Origin of the sequence: Limosilactobacillus sp. (assembly GCF_051873075.1) — a bacterium.
In the GTDB taxonomy this organism is placed as follows: Bacteria; Bacillota; Bacilli; order Lactobacillales; family Lactobacillaceae; genus Limosilactobacillus.
Genome location: NZ_JBJEEM010000004.1, coordinates 1 through 22,815 on the forward strand (window position 1 = coordinate 1; position 22,815 = coordinate 22,815).

The 22,815-nt window shown below is 54.5% G+C and carries 24 protein-coding genes, 1 riboswitch and 1 other annotated feature; of the genes, 13 read left to right on the forward strand and 11 right to left on the reverse strand.

The window, feature by feature from the left end; translation table 11 throughout:
* The 3 genes from ACI31J_RS00545 to ACI31J_RS00555 form a co-directional block, all read left to right on the forward strand.
* On the forward strand, positions 1–446 hold a 446-nt coding region (locus ACI31J_RS00545), incomplete at its 5' end, for an RNA-guided endonuclease InsQ/TnpB family protein (RefSeq protein WP_439772523.1).
* A gap of 202 nt (positions 447–648) precedes the next feature.
* Entirely contained in the window at positions 649–1,251 is a 603-nt protein-coding gene (locus tag ACI31J_RS00550) for a sugar O-acetyltransferase (protein WP_439772524.1), read from the forward strand.
* A 123-nt stretch (positions 1,252–1,374) separates the two neighbouring features.
* Positions 1,375–2,031, forward strand: a complete 657-nt coding sequence (locus ACI31J_RS00555) for a YczE/YyaS/YitT family protein (protein ID WP_439772525.1) — start codon at positions 1,375–1,377, stop codon at positions 2,029–2,031.
* 45 nt (positions 2,032–2,076) lie between these two features.
* On the opposite strand, the gene ACI31J_RS00560 is transcribed toward ACI31J_RS00555, so the two are convergent.
* A complete protein-coding gene (locus ACI31J_RS00560; RefSeq protein WP_439772526.1) occupies positions 2,077–2,823 on the reverse strand; it encodes an alpha/beta hydrolase in 747 nt (248 codons plus the stop codon).
* A 147-nt stretch (positions 2,824–2,970) separates the two neighbouring features.
* On the opposite strand from ACI31J_RS00560, the gene ACI31J_RS00565 reads away from it, so the two are divergent.
* From ACI31J_RS00565 to ACI31J_RS00575, 3 genes are all read left to right on the forward strand, one after another.
* Positions 2,971–5,508 carry a M1 family metallopeptidase gene (locus ACI31J_RS00565; protein WP_439772527.1) on the forward strand — a complete coding sequence of 846 codons (2,538 nt, stop codon included), beginning with the start codon at positions 2,971–2,973 and terminating at the stop codon, positions 5,506–5,508.
* Positions 5,509–5,621: 113 nt separating this feature from the next.
* Positions 5,622–5,762 (forward strand): LacI family DNA-binding transcriptional regulator, encoded by a 141-nt coding sequence (locus ACI31J_RS00570; protein ID WP_439772528.1) that lies wholly within the window; start codon positions 5,622–5,624, stop codon positions 5,760–5,762.
* Between the two features lie 185 nt (positions 5,763–5,947).
* Positions 5,948–7,069 carry a glycerol dehydrogenase gene (locus ACI31J_RS00575; protein ID WP_439772529.1) on the forward strand — a complete coding sequence of 374 codons (1,122 nt, stop codon included), beginning with the start codon at positions 5,948–5,950 and terminating at the stop codon, positions 7,067–7,069.
* A gap of 205 nt (positions 7,070–7,274) precedes the next feature.
* On the opposite strand, the gene ACI31J_RS00580 is transcribed toward ACI31J_RS00575, so the two are convergent.
* Together ACI31J_RS00580 and ACI31J_RS00585 are read right to left on the reverse strand one after the other, a co-directional pair.
* Positions 7,275–8,396, reverse strand: coding sequence for an NAD(P)-dependent alcohol dehydrogenase (locus ACI31J_RS00580; protein WP_439772530.1), 1,122 nt, complete (start codon positions 8,394–8,396; stop codon positions 7,275–7,277).
* A gap of 125 nt (positions 8,397–8,521) precedes the next feature.
* Positions 8,522–9,301 (reverse strand): N-acetylmuramoyl-L-alanine amidase, encoded by a 780-nt coding sequence (locus ACI31J_RS00585; RefSeq protein WP_439772531.1) that lies wholly within the window; start codon positions 9,299–9,301, stop codon positions 8,522–8,524.
* A gap of 177 nt (positions 9,302–9,478) precedes the next feature.
* Positions 9,479–9,575, forward strand: a riboswitch (THF riboswitch).
* A 55-nt stretch (positions 9,576–9,630) separates the two neighbouring features.
* Here ACI31J_RS00585 and ACI31J_RS00590 point away from each other — a divergent pair.
* The 4 genes from ACI31J_RS00590 to ACI31J_RS00605 all read left to right on the forward strand — a co-directional run bounded on the left by ACI31J_RS00590 (position 9,631) and on the right by ACI31J_RS00605 (position 13,612).
* The gene (locus ACI31J_RS00590) at positions 9,631–10,182 is read left to right on the forward strand and encodes a folate family ECF transporter S component (protein ID WP_439772532.1); all 552 of its coding nucleotides are present in this window, start codon (positions 9,631–9,633) and stop codon (positions 10,180–10,182) included.
* 58 nt (positions 10,183–10,240) lie between these two features.
* Positions 10,241–10,495: a binding site (T-box leader), on the forward strand.
* Between the two features lie 60 nt (positions 10,496–10,555).
* On the forward strand, positions 10,556–11,566 hold the full coding sequence (gene asnA, locus ACI31J_RS00595) for an aspartate--ammonia ligase (RefSeq protein WP_439772533.1): 1,011 nt from the start codon (positions 10,556–10,558) through the stop codon (positions 11,564–11,566).
* A gap of 30 nt (positions 11,567–11,596) precedes the next feature.
* A complete protein-coding gene (gene asnS / locus ACI31J_RS00600) occupies positions 11,597–12,895 on the forward strand; it encodes an asparagine--tRNA ligase (RefSeq protein WP_439772534.1) in 1,299 nt (432 codons plus the stop codon).
* Between the two features lie 162 nt (positions 12,896–13,057).
* On the forward strand, positions 13,058–13,612 hold the full coding sequence (locus ACI31J_RS00605; RefSeq protein WP_439772535.1) for a PepSY domain-containing protein: 555 nt from the start codon (positions 13,058–13,060) through the stop codon (positions 13,610–13,612).
* A 59-nt stretch (positions 13,613–13,671) separates the two neighbouring features.
* Here ACI31J_RS00605 and ACI31J_RS00610 read toward each other — a convergent pair whose 3' ends face one another.
* From ACI31J_RS00610 to ACI31J_RS00620, 3 genes are all read right to left on the reverse strand, one after another.
* A complete protein-coding gene (locus ACI31J_RS00610) occupies positions 13,672–14,169 on the reverse strand; it encodes a prolyl-tRNA synthetase associated domain-containing protein (protein WP_439772536.1) in 498 nt (165 codons plus the stop codon).
* 152 nt (positions 14,170–14,321) lie between these two features.
* Positions 14,322–15,188 (reverse strand): aldo/keto reductase, encoded by an 867-nt coding sequence (locus ACI31J_RS00615; RefSeq protein ID WP_439772537.1) that lies wholly within the window; start codon positions 15,186–15,188, stop codon positions 14,322–14,324.
* 15 nt (positions 15,189–15,203) lie between these two features.
* Entirely contained in the window at positions 15,204–16,097 is an 894-nt protein-coding gene (locus ACI31J_RS00620; protein ID WP_439772538.1) for an aldo/keto reductase, read from the reverse strand.
* 117 nt (positions 16,098–16,214) lie between these two features.
* On the opposite strand from ACI31J_RS00620, the gene ACI31J_RS00625 reads away from it, so the two are divergent.
* Entirely contained in the window at positions 16,215–17,081 is an 867-nt protein-coding gene (locus ACI31J_RS00625; RefSeq protein ID WP_439772539.1) for a LysR family transcriptional regulator, read from the forward strand.
* 68 nt (positions 17,082–17,149) lie between these two features.
* Positions 17,150–18,142, forward strand: coding sequence for an asparaginase (locus ACI31J_RS00630; RefSeq protein ID WP_439772540.1), 993 nt, complete (start codon positions 17,150–17,152; stop codon positions 18,140–18,142).
* Positions 18,143–18,189: 47 nt separating this feature from the next.
* Here the strand turns inward: ACI31J_RS00630 and ACI31J_RS00635 are convergent, their stop codons facing one another.
* On the reverse strand, positions 18,190–18,384 hold the full coding sequence (locus ACI31J_RS00635) for a hypothetical protein (RefSeq protein WP_439772541.1): 195 nt from the start codon (positions 18,382–18,384) through the stop codon (positions 18,190–18,192).
* A gap of 112 nt (positions 18,385–18,496) precedes the next feature.
* Here ACI31J_RS00635 and ACI31J_RS00640 point away from each other — a divergent pair, with 112 nt between their 5' ends.
* The gene (locus tag ACI31J_RS00640) at positions 18,497–19,363 is read left to right on the forward strand and encodes an NAD(P)-dependent oxidoreductase (RefSeq protein WP_439772542.1); all 867 of its coding nucleotides are present in this window, start codon (positions 18,497–18,499) and stop codon (positions 19,361–19,363) included.
* A gap of 53 nt (positions 19,364–19,416) precedes the next feature.
* Here the strand turns inward: ACI31J_RS00640 and ribH are convergent, their stop codons facing one another.
* The 4 genes from ribH to ribD are packed head-to-tail and all read right to left on the reverse strand — an operon-like array spanning position 19,417 to position 22,713.
* On the reverse strand, positions 19,417–19,878 hold the full coding sequence (ribH, locus tag ACI31J_RS00645) for a 6,7-dimethyl-8-ribityllumazine synthase (protein WP_439772543.1): 462 nt from the start codon (positions 19,876–19,878) through the stop codon (positions 19,417–19,419).
* Positions 19,879–19,881: 3 nt separating this feature from the next.
* Entirely contained in the window at positions 19,882–21,063 is a 1,182-nt protein-coding gene (gene ribA, locus ACI31J_RS00650) for a GTP cyclohydrolase II (protein WP_439772544.1), read from the reverse strand.
* Positions 21,063–21,665 carry a riboflavin synthase gene (locus tag ACI31J_RS00655; RefSeq protein WP_439772545.1) on the reverse strand — a complete coding sequence of 201 codons (603 nt, stop codon included), beginning with the start codon at positions 21,663–21,665 and terminating at the stop codon, positions 21,063–21,065. Before ACI31J_RS00655 ends, ribA begins: the two co-directional genes overlap by 1 nt.
* On the reverse strand, positions 21,658–22,713 hold the full coding sequence (gene ribD, locus ACI31J_RS00660) for a bifunctional diaminohydroxyphosphoribosylaminopyrimidine deaminase/5-amino-6-(5-phosphoribosylamino)uracil reductase RibD (protein ID WP_439772546.1): 1,056 nt from the start codon (positions 22,711–22,713) through the stop codon (positions 21,658–21,660). The genes ACI31J_RS00655 and ribD overlap by 8 nt, the downstream gene beginning before the upstream one ends.
* Positions 22,714–22,815: the final 102 nt, after the last annotated feature.

Genomic DNA, 22,815 nt, shown 5'->3' on the forward strand with positions numbered 1-22,815 from the left:
AATCGAATAATTACGTTAAAACGAAAGCCAAGTTACAACGTGATTATCGACGGGTAGCTAATATCCAACACGACCTGGTTCAGAAGTTTACGACTCAATTAGTTGATAACAATGACGTAATCGTAATTGAGGACTTGGCCATTAAACAAATGCAGATGAGCCACGTGGCCTCAAAAGGGTTGCACCGTTCAATGTTTGGTTATTTTAGGCAAGTATTAACCTATAAGTGTACTTGGTACGGCAGAAAATTAATCCTGGCCGATCGACACTACCCGAGTACCCAACGCTGTTCTCAATGCGGTTACGTTAAGACGGGGAAAGATAAAATTACTCTTCAAGGCAATTCAAAATACCACACCAAGCATAATGAATATGTGTGCTATCGGTGTGGTGCAGTAATGGACCGTGATGAAAATGCGGTCCAAAACCTATTACAATTAGTATAATGAATTTAACGGGGTGGGCTACACCCTGATGCCATCAGAGTTGGTCAATGTCATTACCCGCTAGTTCGGATATGGGAATACCAATGTTGACGGTGGTAAATAAAATCTAGGAAAGGAAAAACTATATAATCCTTTTCAAATGTAATCATTGCTGAGCTTTGATTACGTTTGTTGGTATTTTATATAGCAGGGAAATTTAACTATGGGACTTCACGATCAGCAAATTTACAACCCGGATGATCCGGCCATTCTCAAGCACCAGCAGCAGGCCCAACTGAAGATGTACGAATACAACCGGACCCTGCCGACCGAGGGCGATAAACGGCAGCAGTTAATGAAGGAGATGCTGGGCAAGGTTGGAAACGGCTGTTACCTTGAGCCGCCCTTCCACGCTAACTTTGGTGGTCAGCACGTGATGCTCGGCGACCACGTCTACGCCAACTTTAACTTGACCGTGGTCGATGACACCTACGTCTATATCGACGACCACACCATGATTGGCCCCAACGTCACCCTGGCCTCCGCCGGCCACCCGGTCCTCCCCGAGCTCCGCGAGAAGGGCTACCAGTACAACCTGCCGATCCACATCGGCAAAAACTGCTGGCTCGGCGCCGGGGTGATCGTCGTTCCAGGCGTCACAATCGGTGACAACACTGTGGTCGGGGCCGGAGCGGTGGTCACTAAGGACCTGCCCGCCAATGTGGTCGCCGTCGGGGTTCCCGCCAAAGTTCTCCGCCCGATCAGCGACCGTGACCGCAAGTACTACCATGGTCAGATGCAGATTGACCCAAAGCTGCTCTCGTAATCCTCAATAAAGTTATCAGCGCGCCAACTGATAACTTTTATTTTTGGCCCAAAAGATGCATTATTATAATCACCAATACTAAACGAAAAGAAGGCAACCCTCATTCAAAAGCACAATAATCCCATGTCTATCCGTATCCTGGCATTGATCATCGGCCTGGTCCTAAACGCCCTCGGCAACGGCCTCACCGTCGCCACCAACGTTGGGACCAGTCCCTGGACCGCCTCCGAGGTCAACATCGCTAACCTAGTTCATACCTCCGTTGGACTCCCAATGTTTGTCGTCGGCGTCGCTGTGGCCACTGCCAACCAGCTCCTGATCCACCAGTGGGATAAGTGGCGCTTCTTCGGCGAGGTTGGCTTCATCGCCTGCTTTAGCTACTTCGTCGACGTCTTTGTCGCTCTGTTCACTCGCTTAGGGGTGCCCTGTCTGCCGTTTCTCGTCCGGACCATCCTGTGTTTTGCCGGGATCGCCACCTTCTGCTGCGCCATCTCCATCTACCAGCGGGCCAACCTGATCATGCACCCCAACGACGACACGACCAATATCCTGCGTTTCCTCTACTGTCACAACCGGGTCGTCGTGGCCCAGCTGCTCAACTTCGTCCCCCCGATCGTCATCATGGCCGTCACCTTCCTGATCAGCGGGCACCTCTACGCGATCAACATCGGGACCCTGTTCGCCCTGGTCGCCAACGGCCCGTTGATCGGCTTCTTCGACCGCCACGTCTGGCATGGCCTGACCCACAACTTCCGGGTCAAGGGTGTTAGCGAAAACTAAAATAAGGGATTGTGATAACACAGAATTTATCACAATCCCTTTTACTTATTTAGCTAGAAAATCGGTCACCAGCGAAACGATTTCCGCGCGCCGTTCGCCATTAAACATGTGGCCCTCCCCATCAATCAGGTGGAGCACACTCTGGGGCATGATGACGTGGTATTTCCGGCTGGCTTCCGGTGAAACAACCTGGTCGGCCGTGCCGTGAATCAGCAGAGCTGGTCCGCCAAAGTGCTGGGCAGTTTCATAGATCGGTAATAGCTGGGCGGTCCGGAAGTAGTCACCGCCGACCTTGAAGCCAGTCACCATCACGTGGTCCGGAATGTGGTTGGGGTCGTAGGTGCTCCCCTGGCACTTGCCGACCAAGGCATCGTCCTTCAGGGTAGCCGCCGGCGCCAGAAGGACCAGTTTGTCAATCACGTCCCGGTAGTAGGCGGCCAGCATCGAGGCCACCACCCCACCCTGAGAGTGCCCAACCAGGTAGATATGCTTGGCCTGGACCTTCTGCCGGACAAAGTCAATGACCTTCATCCCGTCGAGCAGCTCACTCAGTACGGTCATGTCCTCAAATCGGCCGTCGCTCTTCCCGCAACCGGCAAAGTCAAAGCGCAGCGTCGCCAGACCCGCCTGATTGAGGGCGTGGGCCAGGGTCGGCAAGATCTTGGTCTCGTCATAGCCGAGGTCCCCTTTGAAGCCGTGCATCAGGATCGCCACGGTATCATTTTGTAGGGTATCCGTACCCTCGAGCAGGCCGTAGAGCTGGAGACCGTCGCGTTCAATCGTAATTTCCATAGATAATCACCTCGTTTTTATTATATCGGTTGCCGCAGCTTCCAACTAGCCAAATCGGTACCGAATCCCGGCCGGAGTAATTCCTTTGCCCCACCTTATTTTCGCCGTATAATTAAACTATCCTAAAAATAAGAAGTGAGTTTTTTAATGACAGCAAATAAACGCTTGTTGGAAACTTTCCAACCAGAACACTATGACCTCTACCTCGACATCGACCGGGGTCATAAGACGATCACCGGCCGGACCACCATCACCGGCCACGCCAGTCAGGCACAGATCGCCGTCAACCAGAAGTACCTGCAGGTGGCCAGCGTCAAGGTGGCGGGCCAGGACGTGCCGTTTACCACCGATGACCAGGCCGAAACGATCAACATCACCCTGCCGGCAGCCGGCGCGGTTACCCTGACTATTAACTACACCGCTCCTCTGACCGACACCATGATGGGGATCTACCCATCCTACTACGAGGTCGACGGCGTCAAGAAGCAGCTGATCGGCACCCAGTTTGAGACCACCGCGGCCCGGCAGGCCTTCCCCAGTGTCGACGAACCGGCGGCCAAGGCAACCTTCAGCCTGGCCATCAAGTACGACGAGCACCCCGGCGAGACGATCATTGCCAACATGCCGGAGGACCACGTCGAAAACGGCGTCCACTACTTCCAGGAAACGGTTCGGATGTCCACCTACCTGGTGGCCTTTGCCTTCGGTGAAATGCAAAGTAAGCTGACGGAGACTAAGTCCGGTGTCAAGGTCGGCGTCTTTGCCACGAAGGCCCACCAGCCGAAGGAACTTGACTTCGCCCTCAACATCGCCAAGCGGGCCATTGAATTCTACGAAGACTTCTACCAGACCCCGTACCCGTTGCCGCACTCATGGCAACTGGCACTGCCGGACTTCTCCGCTGGGGCCATGGAGAACTGGGGACTGGTCACCTACCGGGAAGCATACCTCCTGCTCGACCCCGATAACACCTCCCTGGACATGAAGCAGCTGGTCGCCACCGTGATCACCCACGAGCTGGCCCACCAATGGTTTGGTGACCTGGTCACGATGAACTGGTGGGACGACCTCTGGCTCAACGAGAGCTTTGCCAACATGATGGAATACGTCTCCGTCGACGCCATCCACCCTGACTGGCACATCTGGGAGCTCTTCCAGACTTCCGAAGCCCCGATGGCCCTGCAACGGGATGCCACGGACGGTGTGCAGCCGGTTCACGTGGCGGTCAACAACCCGGCCGAAATTGACTCCATCTTCGACTCCGCGATCGTCTACGCCAAGGGTTCCCGGATGCTGGTAATGGTCCGGGCCCTGCTCGGTGACGATGCCCTGCGGAAGGGGTTGAAGAACTACTTTGCTGCCCACAAGTACCACAACGCCAAGGGGAGCGACCTCTGGCAGGCCCTCGGCGAAGCTTCCGGCCTGGACATCGGCAAGATCATGAACTCCTGGCTGGAACAACCCGGCTACCCAGTGGTTACGGCCACGGTCAACGACCAGGGACAGCTCGTCCTCAGCCAGCAGCAGTTCTTCATCGGTAACGGGGTCGACCAGGGACGGACCTGGCAGATTCCGTTGAACAGCAACTATGATGCCGCTCCGCAGATCATGACTGACAAACAAGTGATCCTCGGCAACTACCAAGACCTGCGGGACCAAAACGGCCAGCCGTTCCGGCTCAACGTCGGCAACAACTCGCACTTCATCGTTAAGTACGATGACACCCTCCTGGCCGACATCCTCGATCACGCCAACGACTTAGACCCGATCAGCCAGCGGCAATTGCTCCAGGACCTGCGTCTGCTCGCCGAGGGCCAACAGGTTTCCTACGCGGACCTAGTTCCCCTCCTGAAGCGGTTTGCCAACAGCCCATCGGCTATCGTCAACGCCGAGCTCTACCACATCGCCAACAACCTGAAGATGTTCGTGCAGCCCGGGAGCGTCGAGGAACAAGAGCTGCGTGAGTTCTTCGATCAGTTGAGCAGCCAGCAGGTGGCCCGGCTGGGCTGGCTGCCTAAGGCCGGCGAGAGCAACGATGACCAGCTGACCCGGCCATACGTGCTCAACGCCTCCCTGTACGCCCGCAACGCCGATTCAATTGCGGCGGCCCACCAGATCTTCGGCGATTACCAAGATCGCCTGGAACAGCTATCCGCCGACGTGCGGGGCCTGGTCCTCAAAAACGAGGTCCAAAACTACGGCAATGACGACCTGTTCGCCAAGCTGATCAAGGCTTACCAGGACACCGCCGACGCCAGCTTCAAGCAGGACATCCGCGGGGCATTGCCAAATGCGACCGACCCGGCGACGATCAAGAAGATCATCGCCCTCTACAAGGACGCCAGTGTCATCAAGCCACAGGATCTGCGGGCCTGGTACCGGGGCGTCTTAGCCAACGATGCCGGTCAGCAAGCGGCCTGGGACTGGCTGCGGACCGACTGGCAGTGGCTCAACGACACGGTCGGCGGCGACATGGAGTTTGCTACCTTCATCACCGTTACCGCCGGCGTCTTCCATACGCCAGAACGGCTGGAGGAATTCAAGGCCTTCTTTGAACCGAAGATCAATACGCCAGGACTGACTCGGGAGATCAAGATGGACATCAAGATCATCGAGAGCAAGGTTGCCCTGATCGATGCGGAGAAGGCCGCCGTCAACGCCACGGTTGCCCAAAACTGTCGCTAATAACTGAATAATATCCCCAAAGAGCACTCATGCTGTTTTGGGGATATTATTTTTGCACTTGCGGCCGTAGAATTAAGTTGTGAAAATGCTTTGGTTTCAGTGGAAGAAATAAGATGACATCAATCTATGACATTGCCCGCGCGGTCGGCTGTTTCTCGTCAACCTTCTTGAAATACATTACCAAGCACGGCTGCGTCAGCGAAGCCCTTGGCAAGCGGATCGCCAGTGCCATGACGAAACTCGATTATCACTAAAACGGCATCGCCCGGACCCTCAGCACCTCGACTTGATCCGGCAGTAGCCTGCTAGAGGAAAGATTAAGTTTGACCTAAATTGGCGAAGAAATGGTTAATGACTTGTACGGCAACCGGTTTCCTGATGTATAATATTTTTTGTAAGGTTAGCGCTTACAAAATTAACATATTGGAGGTCTGTTGTTATGATTAAGGAATTTGCTTCACCATCGTCATACGTTCAAGGCAAAGGGGTGCTCTTAAAGAGCGACCCGTACCTGAAGGACTTTGGCAAGAAACCGCTGTTGCTGACGGACGACAGTGTCTACAAGATTGTCGGCCAAAAACTGGAAGGCTACCTGAAGGACAACGGTTATGACGTCGACCTGGTCAAGTTCAACGGTGAGTCTTCGACCAACGAGATCAACCGGATCACCGAAATCGGTAAGAAAGACGGGGTTTCCGTCATCTACGGTCTCGGTGGCGGAAAGACCAGCGACTCCGCCAAGGCCATCGCAGACAACCTGGGGCTGCCGGTCGTCATCATGCCAACCCTGGCCTCAACCGATGCCCCGTGCTCACGGTTGTCAGTAATCTACACCGATGACGGCAGCTTCGATCACTACCGCTTCTACTCCCACAACCCGAACCTGGTCCTGGTCGATAGCCAAGTGATCGCCAACGCCCCTGCCAACCTGCTGATCGCCGGGATTGCTGACGCCCTGGCCACCAACGTTGAGGCGCAGGCGGTTGCCCAGGCCGGTGCCGACACGATGCTGAACGAAAAGCAGACCCTGGTCGGCAACGCCATCGCCCAGAAGTGTGAAGATACACTCTTCAAGTATGCTCACCTGGCCGTGGCTGACGTTAAGAAGCACGTGGTTACCAGCGCTCTGGAAAAGATCATCGAGGCCAACACCCTAATGAGTGGTCTCGGCTTCGAAAGTGGTGGTCTTTCCGGTGCCCACGCCATTCACGATGGCCTGACCACGCTTGAAGAAACCCACTCCCTGTCACACGGGCAAAAGGTGGCTTACGGGACCTTGACCCAGCTGATGCTCGAAGGGGCCAGCCAGGAACGCTACGACAAGTACTTCAAGCTGATCCTCTCCTTGGGTCTGCCAACCACCCTTGACGACCTCCACTTAGCAGACGCTTCCGATGAGGAATTGCTATCCGCTGCCAAGGCGGCTTGCTCCGAAAACGACACCATCAGCCGGCTGCCGTTCAAGATTGAGCCCGACGACGTTGCCCAGGCTTTCCGGGCCGTTGACTCCTACACCAAGGACTACCTGGCTACTCACCAGTGCAAGCCCGCTTGTCATTAATGCGATTCTGTCAAATTAAAGGGGAAGTGGCTATTAACCTTTCGGCAGGCCGTTAAGCGAAAACGATGATTAACAGGTCATCGCTTTCTTAGACGCCAGCCAGTCCATTAGGCTTTCCACGTTACCTTTTGTTCGTTAAACTAATTGAGGCTGGGAGAAAACAATGTTTTCTCCCAGCCTCATTCATTATTAGTAAACATATCAATTATTTTGCCGGCTGATAATCCTTATCAATGATTAGTACCGGCTTAATTGTCTTGCCAGATACGGAATCAGCATTGGCTTCGTTAATTTGGTCAAAGTCATAGAACTTTTCAGTCTTATCGAAGTCAAACATTCCTAATTGATAGAACTTAATAAGTCGTGGAATGTCAACTTGAGGAATTGAATCACCCATGTTAACACCAACAATGGTCCGATCGCTTGGGCAAAGGTCATTCCAAGTATCAACATCGATATGGTTGGCAGTAACGGCAATTGGCGCCAGCGTGCCTCCCTGTGCCAACGATTGAATTGCTGCTTCCATAACAGCAGTAACCCCAGTCGTATCAACAGCGTAGTCAACACCCTTGCCGTCTGTCAATTCCTTAATCTTCTTGACCATATCTTCATCATTAGTATTAATCGTGTCCGTGGCACCCAATTCCTTAGCTAATTCAAGCCGTGAATCATGGCGGTCAACCGCAATGACTGTCGTACATCCGGAAATTTTACCAGCCATCATTGCTGCTAAGCCAACCGCACCAGTCCCAATGACGGCAATCGTTGATCCTGGTTCGGGCTTTAATGTATTGAATACAGTACCCGAACCGGTAACATAACCACAGCCAAGCGGCCCGAGCTTCCGCAAATCAAGTTCTTTCGGCACCTTAACTGCATTCCGCTCACGAACAACCGTTGTCGTGGTAAATGATGATTGGTCAAACATATCGTCAATTTTATGACCGTTTTCTGTAAAGTGCGCACTGCCGTCTGGACGGACACCAGATAGGTTATTAGCAGCGTAATTCAAGCACTTTGTCGGCTTGCCCTTCAAACAGTTAATACAATTACCACAGCCATAGAAAGACAAAACAACATGGTCACCCGGCTTAAAGTTCTTTACTTCTGAGCCGACCTTTTCAACTATTCCTGATCCTTCATGGCCAAGAATAACGGGATAACCAATTTCTGCATCGCCTTTTCGGATAGCTTCATCGGAGTGGCAGATACCTGTCGCAACCATATGAATTTGAAGATCATCTGGCTGTAGTTCTGCCAACTCGACATCGTCACGAATATCAAACTTTGCACCCTTCTTGTCAACAATCGCAGCTTTGATTTTCATAACTAACATCTCCTATAAATGCTTAGCGACCTCTGTAATGTTTATTGTATCACAAATACATGAAAGCGCTTAACTGTTTATAGGAATTATTTTATCTCTATTAAGATTATTTTAATCCTTATGAGCTATCTTCCCGCCAAGTCGCTGGCCAGGTCCTGCTTGCTAACACCGTAGCGAGTGAGGTACTCATAGGGATCCTGGTGATCACCCCAGATATGCTGGCTAACCCAGTAGTGGCTCTTGATTCCCTTGGTGCCCGAGCTACCCTTATCAAGTTTCAACGGGATCCCGTACTTGCCAGCCATGTCCCGGGCCAAAGCAACGTAAGCCCGGTAGTCGGCCTGAAACGTGCTCTGGCTGCTGGCGTGCCCGAGCTCGATCTGCACCGGGGCGTTCTGGTTGGCGGTCGTCCCCGCCCCCCAGGAAACGGTCCCCGGGCGCTTCATCTGGTAGACCGTCCCGCCATCGCCGACAATGAAGTTGGTGTAGGCCTGGTTGCTGTTGGCCGTCCGCCGCATGAAGCTGGCCGCCTGCCGGCCATTAGCTCGACTGCCGACATCGTGCAGGATAATGTACTTTGAAGCGGCCACCTGGCTACTCCCCTGCCTAGAGGAAAGCTGGTACTGGTAGCTGATCTTATAAGGTAAAATCTGCTTGCCATCTTTGGCAAAGCGGTAGGTGACCCCGTTGATCTGCCGGGTCCCAGTCACCTTGTGGCCGCCCTGAACAAACGCCCAGTCCCGGCCATCGTAATACCAACCGTTGTGCAGGAAGAAGGGTTGCCGGAGGGTCGAAGACGAAACGTAGTGAACACCCTTGCCCGGGATCATCAGGATCGCCAGCATAATAATTGCCAGCGTGGTGGCGATACAGGCCAAGATTAACATCAGTTGTCGTTTCCGCATTGCGGCCCCTTCTTTCGAATTTTATTATTCTTATCATACGAAAATCAGCGTCGAAAGGCAAAATCCTTTGTATATTTGTGAACTATCAAGGTAGTATATTCTTTGATAGTTCCTTTTTTGCCATCATCAGAAGCAAAACTATTGAATAACATCCGGATATATCGTATACTACCCACTGTTGGGGTAGGAACTGCCGGGTAATTGTTCGACGGAACGGAATGTGAACGTCGAAAGGAGGCCACAGTGGCCGCTTGGTTTTTCCGCATTCACCACATTGGACACTGGTCAATGTCGTCCCTAACAAAATAATATTTAGGGAGGTTTTGACAATGTCAATTCTATCTTTTTCTGGTCCTCGTTTCACAACTCGTCAAATGACCCTGGCTTCAATGTTGATTGCCCTTCAGGTCGTCTTGGGAAAGCTGTCGGTCGGTGATCCCGCCGTCGTCAAGGTCGGGCTCGGCTTCATCGCCACCGCCCTGATCGGCTATTTCCTCGGCCCCTGGATCGGCGGAATGGCGATGGTGATCAATGATCTGATCTCCAACACGATCCTGAGCTCGGGCACCCTATTCTTCCCCGGCTTTACCCTATCGGCATTTATCTCCGGGGTGATCGCGGGGATGTTTCTCTACAACCAGAAGATCACCTGGCAACGGGCCCTGGTCTACGAATTCTTCCAGATCCTCGTGACCAACGTTATCTTCACGACCCTCTGGATCTACCTGATGAGTCTCAGCTCATCCAGCACCGGTCGGACGTTCATGGCCCTGCTGACGATTCGGCTCCCCAAGGAAATCATTACTTGGCCGATTGAAGCCCTGGTCGTCTTCGTTATCCTCCGTCAGGTTGCCAAGATTGATCTACACACGACCAGATAAAAAAATTTAAAAAAGACTTGCATTTTCTTAGAAATAGGTTAGAATACCATTAAAGATTACAAAAGCGATGAGAAAGAAGAGTAAATCGCCGCATTCGTCAAGTGAGCCAGCGCTAGTGAGAAGCTGGCCGACCCTGGACGATTGAAAAACACTTTCTCGCAATGCCGCTGACCCAAATGCGCTTTGCAGAGTAGGCTCAGCCGTCCCCGGTACGTTACCTCGCCGGTAGAACATATATGTGTTTGAAAAGAGTGGCCTGGATTTGTCCAGACAACTTGGGTGGTACCGCGGAATAAAGCCTTTCGTCCCTTAGTTAGTGGGAACGAAGGGCTTTTTTATTTGCTCCCAAATAAGAAATTAAGGAGTGTTATTTATGAGTTTAATTATTCCAAAGGACTACGATCCAAAGTTGTCAATTCGTGATACTGAAGCAGCAATCCGGTTCATCCGGGAAAACTTCCAAGATGAGTTTGGCCACGAACTCCACCTGCAACGGATGTCGGCCCCGATGTTCGTCGAAAAGGGCACCGGGTTAAACGACAACCTGAACGGGGTTGAAACGCCGGTCTCCTTCTCCATGCAGTCTATTCCTGGCGAAACGATCGAAGTTGTCCACTCCCTCGCCAAGTGGAAGCGGCTGGCCCTCAAGAAGTACGGCTTCGGAATGCACGAAGGCCTCTACACCAACATGAACGCCATCAGAAAGGACGAAGACGTCGACAACTTCCACTCCATCTACGTTGACCAGTGGGACTGGGAAAAGATCATCGCCAAGGAAGAACGGACAGAAACAACGCTGAAGGCTACGGTTCGGCAGATCTTCAAGGTTATCAAGCGGATTGAACGTGAACTCTGGGAGCTCTATCCGGACGCCGTTTACCAGCTGCCTGACGAGATCCACTTCGTCACCACCCAAGAACTGGAAGACCGCTGGCCAGAACTGAGTCCGATGGAACGGGAAGACAAGATCGCCAAGGAGATGGGCGCCGTCTTCCTCATGAAGATTGGGGACAAGCTCAAGCGCTCCGGCAAGCCGCACGACGGCCGGGCACCCGACTACGATGACTGGCAGCTCAACGGAGACATCATCTTCTGGTACGAACCTCTGCAGTGCAAGCTGGAAATCTCCAGCATGGGGATCCGGGTCAGCGAAGAGTCCATGCGTGAACAGTTGAAGAAGGCCGGTGCCGAAGACCGGGCCAAACTGCCATTCCATAAAATGTTGCTCAACGGCGAATTACCATATACAATTGGTGGAGGAATTGGTCAATCACGGCTTTGCATGCTCCTGTTGGGCAAGGCTCACGTTGGGGAAGTACAAGCCAGCGTTTGGCCAGCAGATATGCTGAAGAAGTGTGAAGCAGCACATATTCAAATTCTGTAAAAATAAACTAGGTTGGGAGAGTATTCAACAGTGGAAACAATTACGATTAGTGAATCACCTAAGCATGTTGGCGAAACCGTTAAAATCGGTGTTTGGCTGACGGACAAGCGGTCCAGTGGTAAGATCGCCTTCCTGCAACTGCGGGACGGCACCGGCTTCTTCCAGGGAATCATCCGGAAGAACGATGTCGACGAAGCAACCTTTGACCTGGCTAAGCACGACCTGCACCAGGAAACCAGCTTCTACGTTACCGGTGAGATCGCCGAAGATAAGCGGTCCAAGTTCGGCTACGAGATCCACATCAAGGATATCGATGTCGTCGGTGCCAGTGACGAATACCCGATTGGTAACAAGGAACACGGGATCGACTTCCTGCTCGACCATCGTCATCTGTGGCTGCGTTCCCGCAAGCCATGGGCATTAATGCGGATCCGGAGCCGGGTTAAGCTCGCCACGATGGAATTCTTCGACAAGCACGGCTTCACCCAGTTCGATGCTCCTGAACTGACGGCCAGTGCTCCTGAAGGGACGACGGAACTTTTCGACGTCAAGTACTTCGACGATGACGCCTACCTGTCACAATCCGGTCAGCTCTATGCCGAAGCCGGTGCGATGGCCCTCGGTCGGGTCTACACGATGGGCCCGACTTTCCGGGCTGAAAAGTCCAAGACTCGGCGTCACATGACCGAATTCTGGATGATCGAACCAGAAATGGCCTGGATGCACCAGGACGAAAGTTTGAAGATCCAGGAAGAATACGTTGCCTACCTGGTTCAAGACCTGATTGACCACTGTGCAACCGAATTGGAGATGGTTGGTCGTTCAGTGGACAGTCTGAAGCCATTCACTGAGTTGCCATACCCACGGATCACCTACAAGGAAGCCATCGAAATGCTGCAAAAGGGCGGCTTCGACTCCAAGTACGGCGACGACTTCGGTTCTCCAGAAGAAACCTACCTGGCTGACCAATTCAAGAAGCCAGTCTTCATCATGAACTACCCACGGGCAATCAAGGCCTTCTACATGCCAACTGACCCAACGGACGACCGGCAAGTTATCTGTGCCGACCTGCTCGCTCCAGAAGGTTACGGTGAAATCATCGGTGGTTCCGAACGTTCCTACGATTACGAATACATCACCAACAAGCTGGAAGAAAATGGCTTGAACAAGGAAGACTACGGCTGGTACGATGACCTGCGCAAGTACGGTTCCGTGCCGCACTCCGGTTTCGGGATGGGACTGGAACGGTTCCTGGCCTGGATCACCCTGCAGGACCACATTCGGGAAAACATTCCGTTCCCACGGATGCTCAACCGCCTGCGCCCATAATAAACTAAGTTAGTAAATGTCAATTCCCCACGCGGCCCGTCGCGCGGGGAATTTTTATATGCCCATTCTTACGTTATTCTTAACCGGCTCATAGCGACGCGCCAGTTGGGGACCTGATATAATTAATACTAAAGAAACACGAATTTTACAGGAGGATTGTTTATGACGAAACCAAGTTCACTGAAGTCGCGCCTCGTGCGCATGATGGCCGTTACCGTTCTGACCACCGGCGCCATTGCCGGGGCTAGTTTCGCCATCGCCCCCACCATTATCAACGCGGCGCAGGCCGACACCGCCAACATCAAGCTTAATCAAAAACAGGCGGTCAAGAAGTTCAACCAGCAGTTCAAAGATGCCAAGGTAACGGAGATCACCCTGGAGCCCAAGGGCAAGGGCTACCGCTACCAGATCGACGGCTTCGATAAGGACCAAGAGTACACCGCATCAATCAACGCCAAGTCAGGCAAGGTCGTCTGGAGTCACTCCACCAAGCGCGACCAGGACGACGAATTCCACGCCCTCGACCTGGGCAAGACGATCAGTCGCCAAAGTGCCACCAAATTAGCCGAACAGACGGCCAAGAACGGACAGGCCCGGGAGTGGAAGCTCGAAAACGACGATGGCCAGCAGGTCTGGGAAGTTGACGTGGCCAACGGAACCCACACCACCGAGGTCAAGATCAACGCTCTTACCAAGGACATCATCAGCGACCACTAATACGAATTAAAGAGACGCCCCTGTTGCCGGGAAATCCCGGTGGCAGGGATGTCTGCTGTTTACAGGTCAATGATTTCCGGCGCAAAGTCCTCTTCCTTGAGGAACTTGATGAGGTCCGGGGTCTGGATGAAGATAGTGTGAGTATTCTCGTTAGGATGGAAGGTCTGGATCGGCTCGTCGACGATGTCTTGGTCAATGTAGACTTGGACGTTGTGGGCCGTGTTGTTAAGCAGACCGAACGGCGACACGATTCCCGGTGCCAGGCCGAGCTGTTCTTCGAGGTCCTCAGGGTGCGCCATCGAGACCCGCTTGGCCCCGGTCAGGTCCTGGAACTTGTGGAAGTCCATCGGCTTCTTATCGTCCATGATCACCATGTAGAATTTTTTCTTTTTCTTACCCCGCAGAAACATGGTCTTGGTCCGTACGCCGGGCCGACCGGCAATGTATTCGTCAGCCTCCGCGGTGGTGTGGGCCGCTGGGTGGTCAACCACGTCATAGTCATCGATTCCCAGCTTCTTGAGCTCATCCTTGACTTGTTGATACGTTCCCATTGACATCGCCATCACTCCTTTGTTGTTAATCGCTTACATTTATTATAAGTGACCTCCTGTCAAAAACAACACATCGACTAAAAAAGACCCTGCCATTAGCATTCAGCTAAGGAGGCGGCTGATGCGCTAATGTGGGTCTTTTGGGAGAGTATTTTCAGTTAGTCGTTGGCGTGAATATCAAAGGCACTAAGCAGCGCATCTGCCACGCCCGGGGCATCGGGATCGTGCATCCCCTTGCCATGGTCGAGCTTGCGGATAGCGTCCAGCTCATCGGAAGTCAGTTCAAAGTCAAAGATCTCAGCATTGGACTTGATCCGCTCTTCATGGACGGACTTCGGAAAGACGATGACCCCCAGCTGGTGTTCGTAGCGCAGGATGATCTGCCCCACGTTCTTGCCGTACTTCTTGGCCAGGGCATTCAAGACCGGTTCGGCGAAGAGGTCCTTGTTGCCCTCGCCCAGCGGTGCCCAGGCCTCCAGGGCCACGTGACTGTCAGCCAGGACGTCCCGCAGTTCTTGCTGTTGGAAGTAAGGATTGAATTCAACCTGGTTAACGGCCGGCGTGACCGTGAAGTTCGGGACCCACTTCTTCCAGAGCTTGGGCGTCATGTTAGAAACCCCGATCGAGCGGATCTTGCCCGCCTGCTGGGCTTCCTCCAATGCCCGCCAGGCCTCGTCTACCTTGCCGTATGGCTGGTGAAGCAGGTAGAGGTCGATGTAGTCCAGACCCAGCTTGTTCAGGGAAGTGTCAATCGCCTTCTTGGCGTCTTCGTAAGCATAGTCCTGGAGCCACATCTTGGAGGTTACCCAGATCTGATCGCGCGGAATCCCACTGTCCTTGATCGCTTTGCCGACTTCCTGTTCGTTGAAGTAGGCAGCCGCAGTGTCAATGTGCCGGTAGCCGAGCTTCAGGGCATCGGCAACCGCCCGGTAGGTGGAACCGTCGGCCGGAATCTGGAAGACCCCGAAACCAAAGGACGGGATCTCGTTGCCATCGTTTAACTTAAAGGTTGGAATTTTAGCCATTCTGAATTTTCCTCCTTAGAACTGGTTCTTTTCGCTGTCTTGAACGGCCCGCAGACTGGAGCCGAAGATCTGTTCAATCGTGACCGGATCACGGTGGTCAAAGAATTGACTCTCATTCTTGTCCAGACTAGCCATCGCCTTCATGTCATCAGCGGACAGTTCAAAGTCGAAGACGTCGATGTTTTCGGCCATCCGCTTTTGGTGAACGGACTTCGGAATTACCGTGATTCCCCGTTGCAAAAGCCAGCGCAAGATCACTTGACCATTGGACTTGCCGTACTTGGCCGCAATCTTGGCAATCGTTTCGTTGGTGAAGATATCGTGCTTCCCTTCGGCGAACGGTGCCCAAGCTTCAACCCGGATGTCTTCGCCCTGAGCGAACTTAACTTCTTGATCTTGCTGGTACCATGGGTTGACTTCGATTTGGTTGACGGCCGGCTTAACTGGTTCCGTCAATTCGAGGTCCTTCAATTGATCAGCGTAGAAGTTGGAAACCCCGATGGAACGAATCTTCCCAGCCTTTTGGGCTTCTTCTAAGGCCCGCCAAGCACCCATCGTGTCACCGTATGGTTGGTGCAGGAGGTAGAGGTCGATGTAATCCAGTCCCAGCTTTTGAAGTGAAGTGTCGATCCCCTTCTTGGCACGCTCGTAGTTAAAGTCGGATACCCAGAGCTTGGACGTTACGAAGATGTCTTCGCGCTTCACGCTGCTCTTGGCGATGGCATTACCAACAGCCTCTTCATTTTGGTAGGCTGCCGCCGTATCGATCAAGCGGTAACCGGTGTTCAGGGCGTCGGTAACGGCTTGTTCGGCCTGGCTGAGGTCCGGAACCTGGAAGACCCCAAAACCCAGGGTTGGCATTTCGACACCGTCGTTTAATTTTACCGTTGGTACATTTACATCTGTCATGAGATAACTCCCTTTCGTTTCATTCATTGTCATTATCTTAACCGCCCGGGCAGGATTTGAAAATTACCAAAATTCAATGGTAGTATAGATGAGACGTATACTGAAAGGAGTGGCAACATGATTGATAACTACCTATTGGAATACCTCGTCACCTTCACCGAAACGCAGACCCTCGCCAAGACGGCCGCCAAGCTCAACATCACCCAACCAACGGTCACCCGGGGCATGCAGCGGCTAGAAGAAGAATTCGGCGTAAAGCTCTTCGATCGCCAGCCTAACCGGATCACCCTTACTGATACGGGCAAGCTAGCCGCCAAATTGTCCCGCCAGCTGCTTTTAGCCAACCAAAACATGCTTACCACCGTACGCAACTATGACCAGGCCAGCCAGGTCATTCGGATCGCCTGCAACGCTCCCGGGCCACAGATCCTGGCCAACCAATTGCCGCAGCATCCTGCACATCCACTCGAGGTCTGGTCCCAGTTGCTACCCACCGACCAGCTTTTGAAAAACCTGTATAATCGCCAGTTCTCCATGATTATCAGTAACCGCGAGGTCCAAGACGACCAGGTGGAATCGATTTTTCTCGGCCAGGAGCACCTGTTCGTCAACCTTGACCAGTTTATGTACCTGGCCAACCAGCAGTCGGTGACCTTCCTCGAACTGCGGAGCATCAGTTTCGTGGTCCTCAGCGATATTGGCCCCTGGAAGCAAGTGGTTCAAGATCAGATTCCAGACGCGCGTTTCCTCTACCAAGCAGACTACGACGCCCTCAAAGAATTAACCCAGTACACCAACTTTCCTTTCTTCACTACGAATATCACCGACGAAAATACTCGCGAAGCCTATCACCAGGGCGACCGAGTCACTCTCCCGATTACCGACTCGGCCGCCACGATGGATTTCTACGCGACCTACCTGAAGGGCCAGCGAACGCGGCTCCAACCCCTTATTAAAGATCTTACTGCCGGCTGGCCGCGCTAATACTTGTCGGGGCTTGTCATTTCAATTTTAGCCAACTAGAATATGTAACAAAAACGGGTGGAATACAAATGACACAAAAGAAAATCCTCCTGCTCTCCACCGGGGGCACGATTGCCTCGGTCGTCTCTGACCAGGGCCTTGTCCCGGGCGAAAGCGGCGAGCAGCTCATCCAGACACTAGGTAACATTCCCTACGACGTCACCGTTAAGGATATCCTCCAGCTCGACTCCTCTAATATTCAGCCGGAAGAGTGGAAGGTGATCGCCGAGGCCATCTACCGCTACCGCAACGACTATGACGGGATCGTTGTTTCACATGGAACAGACACCATGGCCTACACCGCCTCCATGATGACCTTCATGCTCCAACACATCAATATCCCGGTAGTCTTCACCGGGAGTCAGGTCCCGATGAACGTCATCTTAAGCGACGCCCCGGACAACCTCCAGCTGGCCTTTGCGGCGGCCGCCAACCTGCAGCCGAACATTTACCTGGCCTTTAACCGCAAGATCATGCGGGGCTGCCGAAGCGTCAAGGTGCGGACCACGGCCTTCGACGCCTTCGAGAGTGTCAACGTCCCGCCAGTGGCCGAGGTAACCTCCGACGGGTTCACCATCAAAACCCAACGTCCCCGGAGCACTGAGAAATGCGTGTTAAACACCAAGATTGACACCAACGTCTTCTTATTCAAGCTCTTCCCTGGCTTCGACCCACGGCTACTGATGGCGCTGGCCGAACACGACTGCCACGGCATCGTCATCGAAGCCTATGGTCTCGGTGGGATGACCTACATCCGGCGCAACATCGCGGCGGCGGTCGGTGAGCTAATCAAGCGCGGCATTCCGGTCATCGCCACCAGCCAGTGCCTCTACGAACGTAGCGACCTGACTAAATACGAGGTCGGACGGCAGGCTCTGGTCGAGGGCGCCATCAGTGCCCACGATATGACTTCCGAGAGCGCCATCACCAAGCTGATGTGGGGACTTGGCCAAGGCATGGGGGTCAAGGAGATCGCCGATTTCTTTGAGACCGACGTGGCTGGTGAAGTTACCCTTGATTAAAAAACGGCTCCTGGACAGCAAAACTGCTGTCCAGGAGCCGTTCTATTTTATTGGCGATTTTTGAGCCTTTCCCACCCTGAGGTGACCGTAAACACAACCGCACATATTAAGAAAATGAGCAGAAAGACGATCTGCAACCACTTGGGCGCGTGAAGACTCGGCAGGGCAGTGATGACCAGCAGGGCCAAGCTGATCAGAGCGGTCCCGGCCGTCAAGCGTTGATTCTTAAAAAGGTTCTTCACTGGTTTTGCTTCCTTTCCGGTTTTAACGTGATTATATCACAGGCCCCACTTACCACCCACTCCGGCATCCGCTATAATTAATATCATAGTAAGAAAAAGGAAGCGACAAGCAATGACAAAAATTGGCTTTATCGGTACCGGAGTCATGGGTACCGGGATCATTAACAACCTCCTCAAGCACGGCAACGAAGTGGTGGTTTATAACCGGACCAAGGCCCATGCGCAGCCGGTCCTTGATAACGGTGCCCAGTGGGCCACCTCGCCAGCAGAAGTCACCCGGCAGGCCAGCGTGGTCTTCACCATGGTCGGCTTTCCGCAGGATGTTGAGCAGGCTTACTTTGGCCCCGCCGGGATCCTGGCCGCCGCCACGGCCGGGCAGTACCTGATCGACATGACCACCAGCAAGCCGGCCCTCGCCCAGAAGATCAGCCGGACCGGTACCGCGGCCGGGCTCCACATCCTCGACGCCCCGGTTTCCGGCGGGGACATCGGCGCCAAGAACGGTACCCTGACGGTGATGGTCGGCGGTGACCCGGCCGATCTCGCCCACCTGCGCCCCCTCTTCGACCAGTTCAGTGCGACCGTCACCCACTATGGGCCCGCCGGGAGCGGCCAGCACGCCAAGATGGCCAATCAGATCATGATCGCCGGAACGATGACCGGCCTGACCGAGGCCCTCGTCTACGCCAAGGCGGCCCACCTTGACCTCAAACAGGTCATCGCCACCCTCCAGGGAGGGGCCGCCGAAAACTTCAGCCTGGGGACTTATGGGCCCCGGATCCTCCAGGGCGACTATACCCCCGGCTTCTTTGCCAAGCACTTCCTCAAGGACCTGCGGATCGCTCTGGAAGAAGCCGATGCCATGGGACTCGACCTGCCGGCAACCGCTCAGGCCAAGCGGCTCTACACAGAATTGGTTGACGACCGCGGCCTGGGCAACGACGGCACCCAGGCGCTGATCAAGCTGTGGTGGTCCTAACTTTATAATAACCCGACTAAAAAAGACCCCGTGGGGTCTTTTTTGTTTTGGGATCAAAACTGCCGACTAAGGGAAATCATCTCCAGCAGGCTTTCCGCCGTGCTGGCCCCCTCGTTGCCCATCTTCAGCCCCGCCCGCTGCATCGCCTGTTCGACGTTATCGGTCGTCAGGATGCCGAAGGTTACCGGGATCTTTCCCTGCGTGTTCAAGTCCATGATCCCGCGGGCAACGTTTTGGCAGATCAGGTCATAGTGGTCCGTCTCCCCCTTGATCACCGCCCCCAGAGTCATGATCCCATCAAACCGCCCGCTTGCCAGGAGCTTCCGGCTAACAAACGGGATCTCAAACGCCCCCGGCACGTGATAGACGTCGATCTGGTCGGTTGGCACCCCAAACTTCTCCAGGGTCGCCACGGCCCCCTCCTTGAGCTGCCGGGTGACGGTCGTGTTAAAATCGGCCACGACAATTGCAATCTTGAGGTTCTGCTGGTCAAACTTACCGCTAAATTCGTTCATTATCTATGCCTCCAAATTCAATAAGTGATGAAACTTGTGCTTCTTAGTTACCAGGTACTGGTGGTTGTGTTCGTTCGGCTGGATCTCCAGTGCCAGGCGCCGGTTGATCGTGATGCCGTCAAGGCGCAACTGGTCAATCTTGTCAGGGTTGTTGGTCAAGAGGTCGATCTTCTTGACCCCGAGGGTCTTCAGCATCTGCGCCGCCGCGGCATAGTCACGCTCATCGGGAGCAAAGCCCAGGTGTTCGTTGGCCTCCACGGTGTCATACCCCTCCTCTTGCAGGCGGTAGGCTTTGAGTTTGTTGCGTAGACCGATTCCCCGGCCCTCCTGACGCAGGTAGAGGATGACTCCCCGGCCATTCTCCTCAATCCGGCGCATGGCCATGTGGAGCTGTGGACCGCAGTCACAGCGCAAGGACCCCAGGACATCGCCCGTAAAGCACTCGGAATGAACCCGGACCATCACCGGTTCTTCCCCGGTCAGGTCGCCCTTTATCAGAGCTAGGTTCCCGTCAGCAAAGTAGTGCAGGCGAAAGTCTCCGTAAGCACTGGGCAGCTTTACCTCCGCGACCGGTTTACTCACCTCATTTCGGCGGTACTCCTGGAGTTCCTTAATGGTGATGATCGGCAGGCTATACTCACTCGCCATCTCATGGAGCTCCTTTGACCGGGCCATCTCACCGTTGGCTTTCAGGATCTCACAGATGTACGCAACCGGCTCCTCCCCGGCCAGTCCAGCCAGGTCAACCGCGGCTTCAGTGTGGCCATTACGTTCCAGGACCCCGCCCGCCTTGGCAACGAGGGGAAAGATGTGGCCGGGCTTGTAAAAGTCCTGGCCGGTCGATTGCGGATCCGCCAGATGAGTGATCGTCCGCCAGCGGTCAAAGGCCGAAATCCCGGTCGTCGTCGAGTGGTGGTCAACACTGATGGTAAAGGCAGTGCCGAACGGATCCGTATTATCCACCGTCATCTGCGGCAGTTGCAAGCGCTCGGCCACTTGCGGCGCCATTGGCACACACATCAGCCCCCGGGCATACTTGGTCATGAAGTTGACCTTGGCCGGGGTGGCCTTGCTGGCGAGGCCGATCATGTCGCCCTCGGCTTCGCGATCCTGATCATCCATTACGATCACCAATCCACCGTTTTTAAGCTGCGTCAGTGCCGCTTGAATCTTTTTAACATCCATTATTCCAACCCCACTTTCAAATTTCTGGCAACATACTTTCCTAAGATATCCGCTTCCATGTTCACCCGGCTGCCGACCTGCAGTTCATCCAGGTTGGTCACCGTCTGCGTGTGCGGAATCAGGCCGACACTAAAGTGGCTGGCCGTGGCCTGCATGACCGTCAGGCTGACCCCGTTGATAGCGACGCTTCCCTGATCAACCACCTGAGCGCGCAGGCGGGACGGCAACGCAAAGGTCAGTTCAATGGCGTTCTCGTTTTCCCGCCGGTCAACCACTCGGGTCACCTCATCCACATGGCCCGTCACGATATGGCCCTCCAGCCGGGTGCCAACACGCAACGAACGCTCCAGGTTCACCCGGTCATTGACCTGACGGAACTTAAAGATGGTCTTTTCAACGCTCTGCGGCATCAGGGTGACGGTGAAGCCCCCCGCTGCAACCTGTTCGATCGTCAGGCAGGTCCCGTCGATGGCGATCGAATCACCCACGATCGCCCCCGTTAAGAAGTCTGCCGCCTGCGGAACCACCGTCAACCGCATTGTCTCCCCAGCACGCTCCAGGTGCCGGATCCGACCCGTCGTCCCAACTAATCCACTAAACATCTGTCATCACTCCTTCACTTATTCTGACGTTGTCACCAAGCTCTTCAACTAACGCACGATCGGGCTGGGGGCACCAGGCCCCCGGCACCCCGGTTTTACCAAGTCGGGGTGCCCCCTGGTAGGTTAAGCGCTCGTTCACCAGACCGCTTTGCAGAAACGCCCGGTGCACCGTTGGCCCGCCTTCGACATAGAGCGCCTGCAATCCCCGCCGACCGCACTCCGCCACGACCGCCGGGATACTGCTGTCCTCTCGGCAGATCACCGTCGCCTTGCTAGCTGCCAGCTGCGTCGCCAAGCAGGGATTACTGGTGAAGATCCAGGTCGGGGCGGCCCCATCTTGGAGTACCCGCAATGTCGGGTGCTGGGCGAGCCGGCCCCGCCGGTCGAGGATGATCCGTACCGGGGGCGTGCTAGTCTTCGCCGTGGTCAGCAGGGCCGGATCATCGACAATCGCCGTTTGGCTGCCGACCACGATCCCGTGAAACCACGCTCGTTCCTGGTGAACCCGGTCGTAAACCGCCACGTTGGTGATGGCGGTCCGCTCACCGGGCGCCGCGGCAACCTTGCCATCAGCTGAAATGGCCTGTTTCAGGGTCACCCACGGCCGGTGGTGGCGAAAGTAAAAGTGGTAGTGCGGATTCACCGCCACGGCTTGTTGGGTCAGGACCCCCGTTTCGACGGCCACCCCGCCAGCCTGCAGTCGCCGGATCCCCTTACCGGTCACCAGGGCGTGGGGATCGGTGGCGGCAATCACGACCCGGCGAATCCCCACGGATACGATCAGGTCCGCGCACGGCGGCTGCTTCCCGTAATGGCTGCAGGGCTCGAGGGTTACGTACAGGCTCGCGCCCTGCAGCTCCTTTGCCGGTAGTTTGCTGATGGCGTCTCTTTCCGCATGAACCCCGCCAAACGCGTGGGTATAGCCCGCCGCGAGCAGCCGGCCGTCCTTTTCGATCACGGCCCCGACGCGCGGATTCTGCCAGGTCGTGTAGTCGGCCTTGGCAGCCTGGTTGATTGCCAGCCGCATCCATTGCTCATCAACCTGCATCTGATCTACCTCCCTAATAAAAAAGCCCCGCAAATTGTTTTGCGGGGCCTGATGATCCTAGTTTGGGCGTTGCTTTAAAAAAACTAAACCCGGATAACCAAT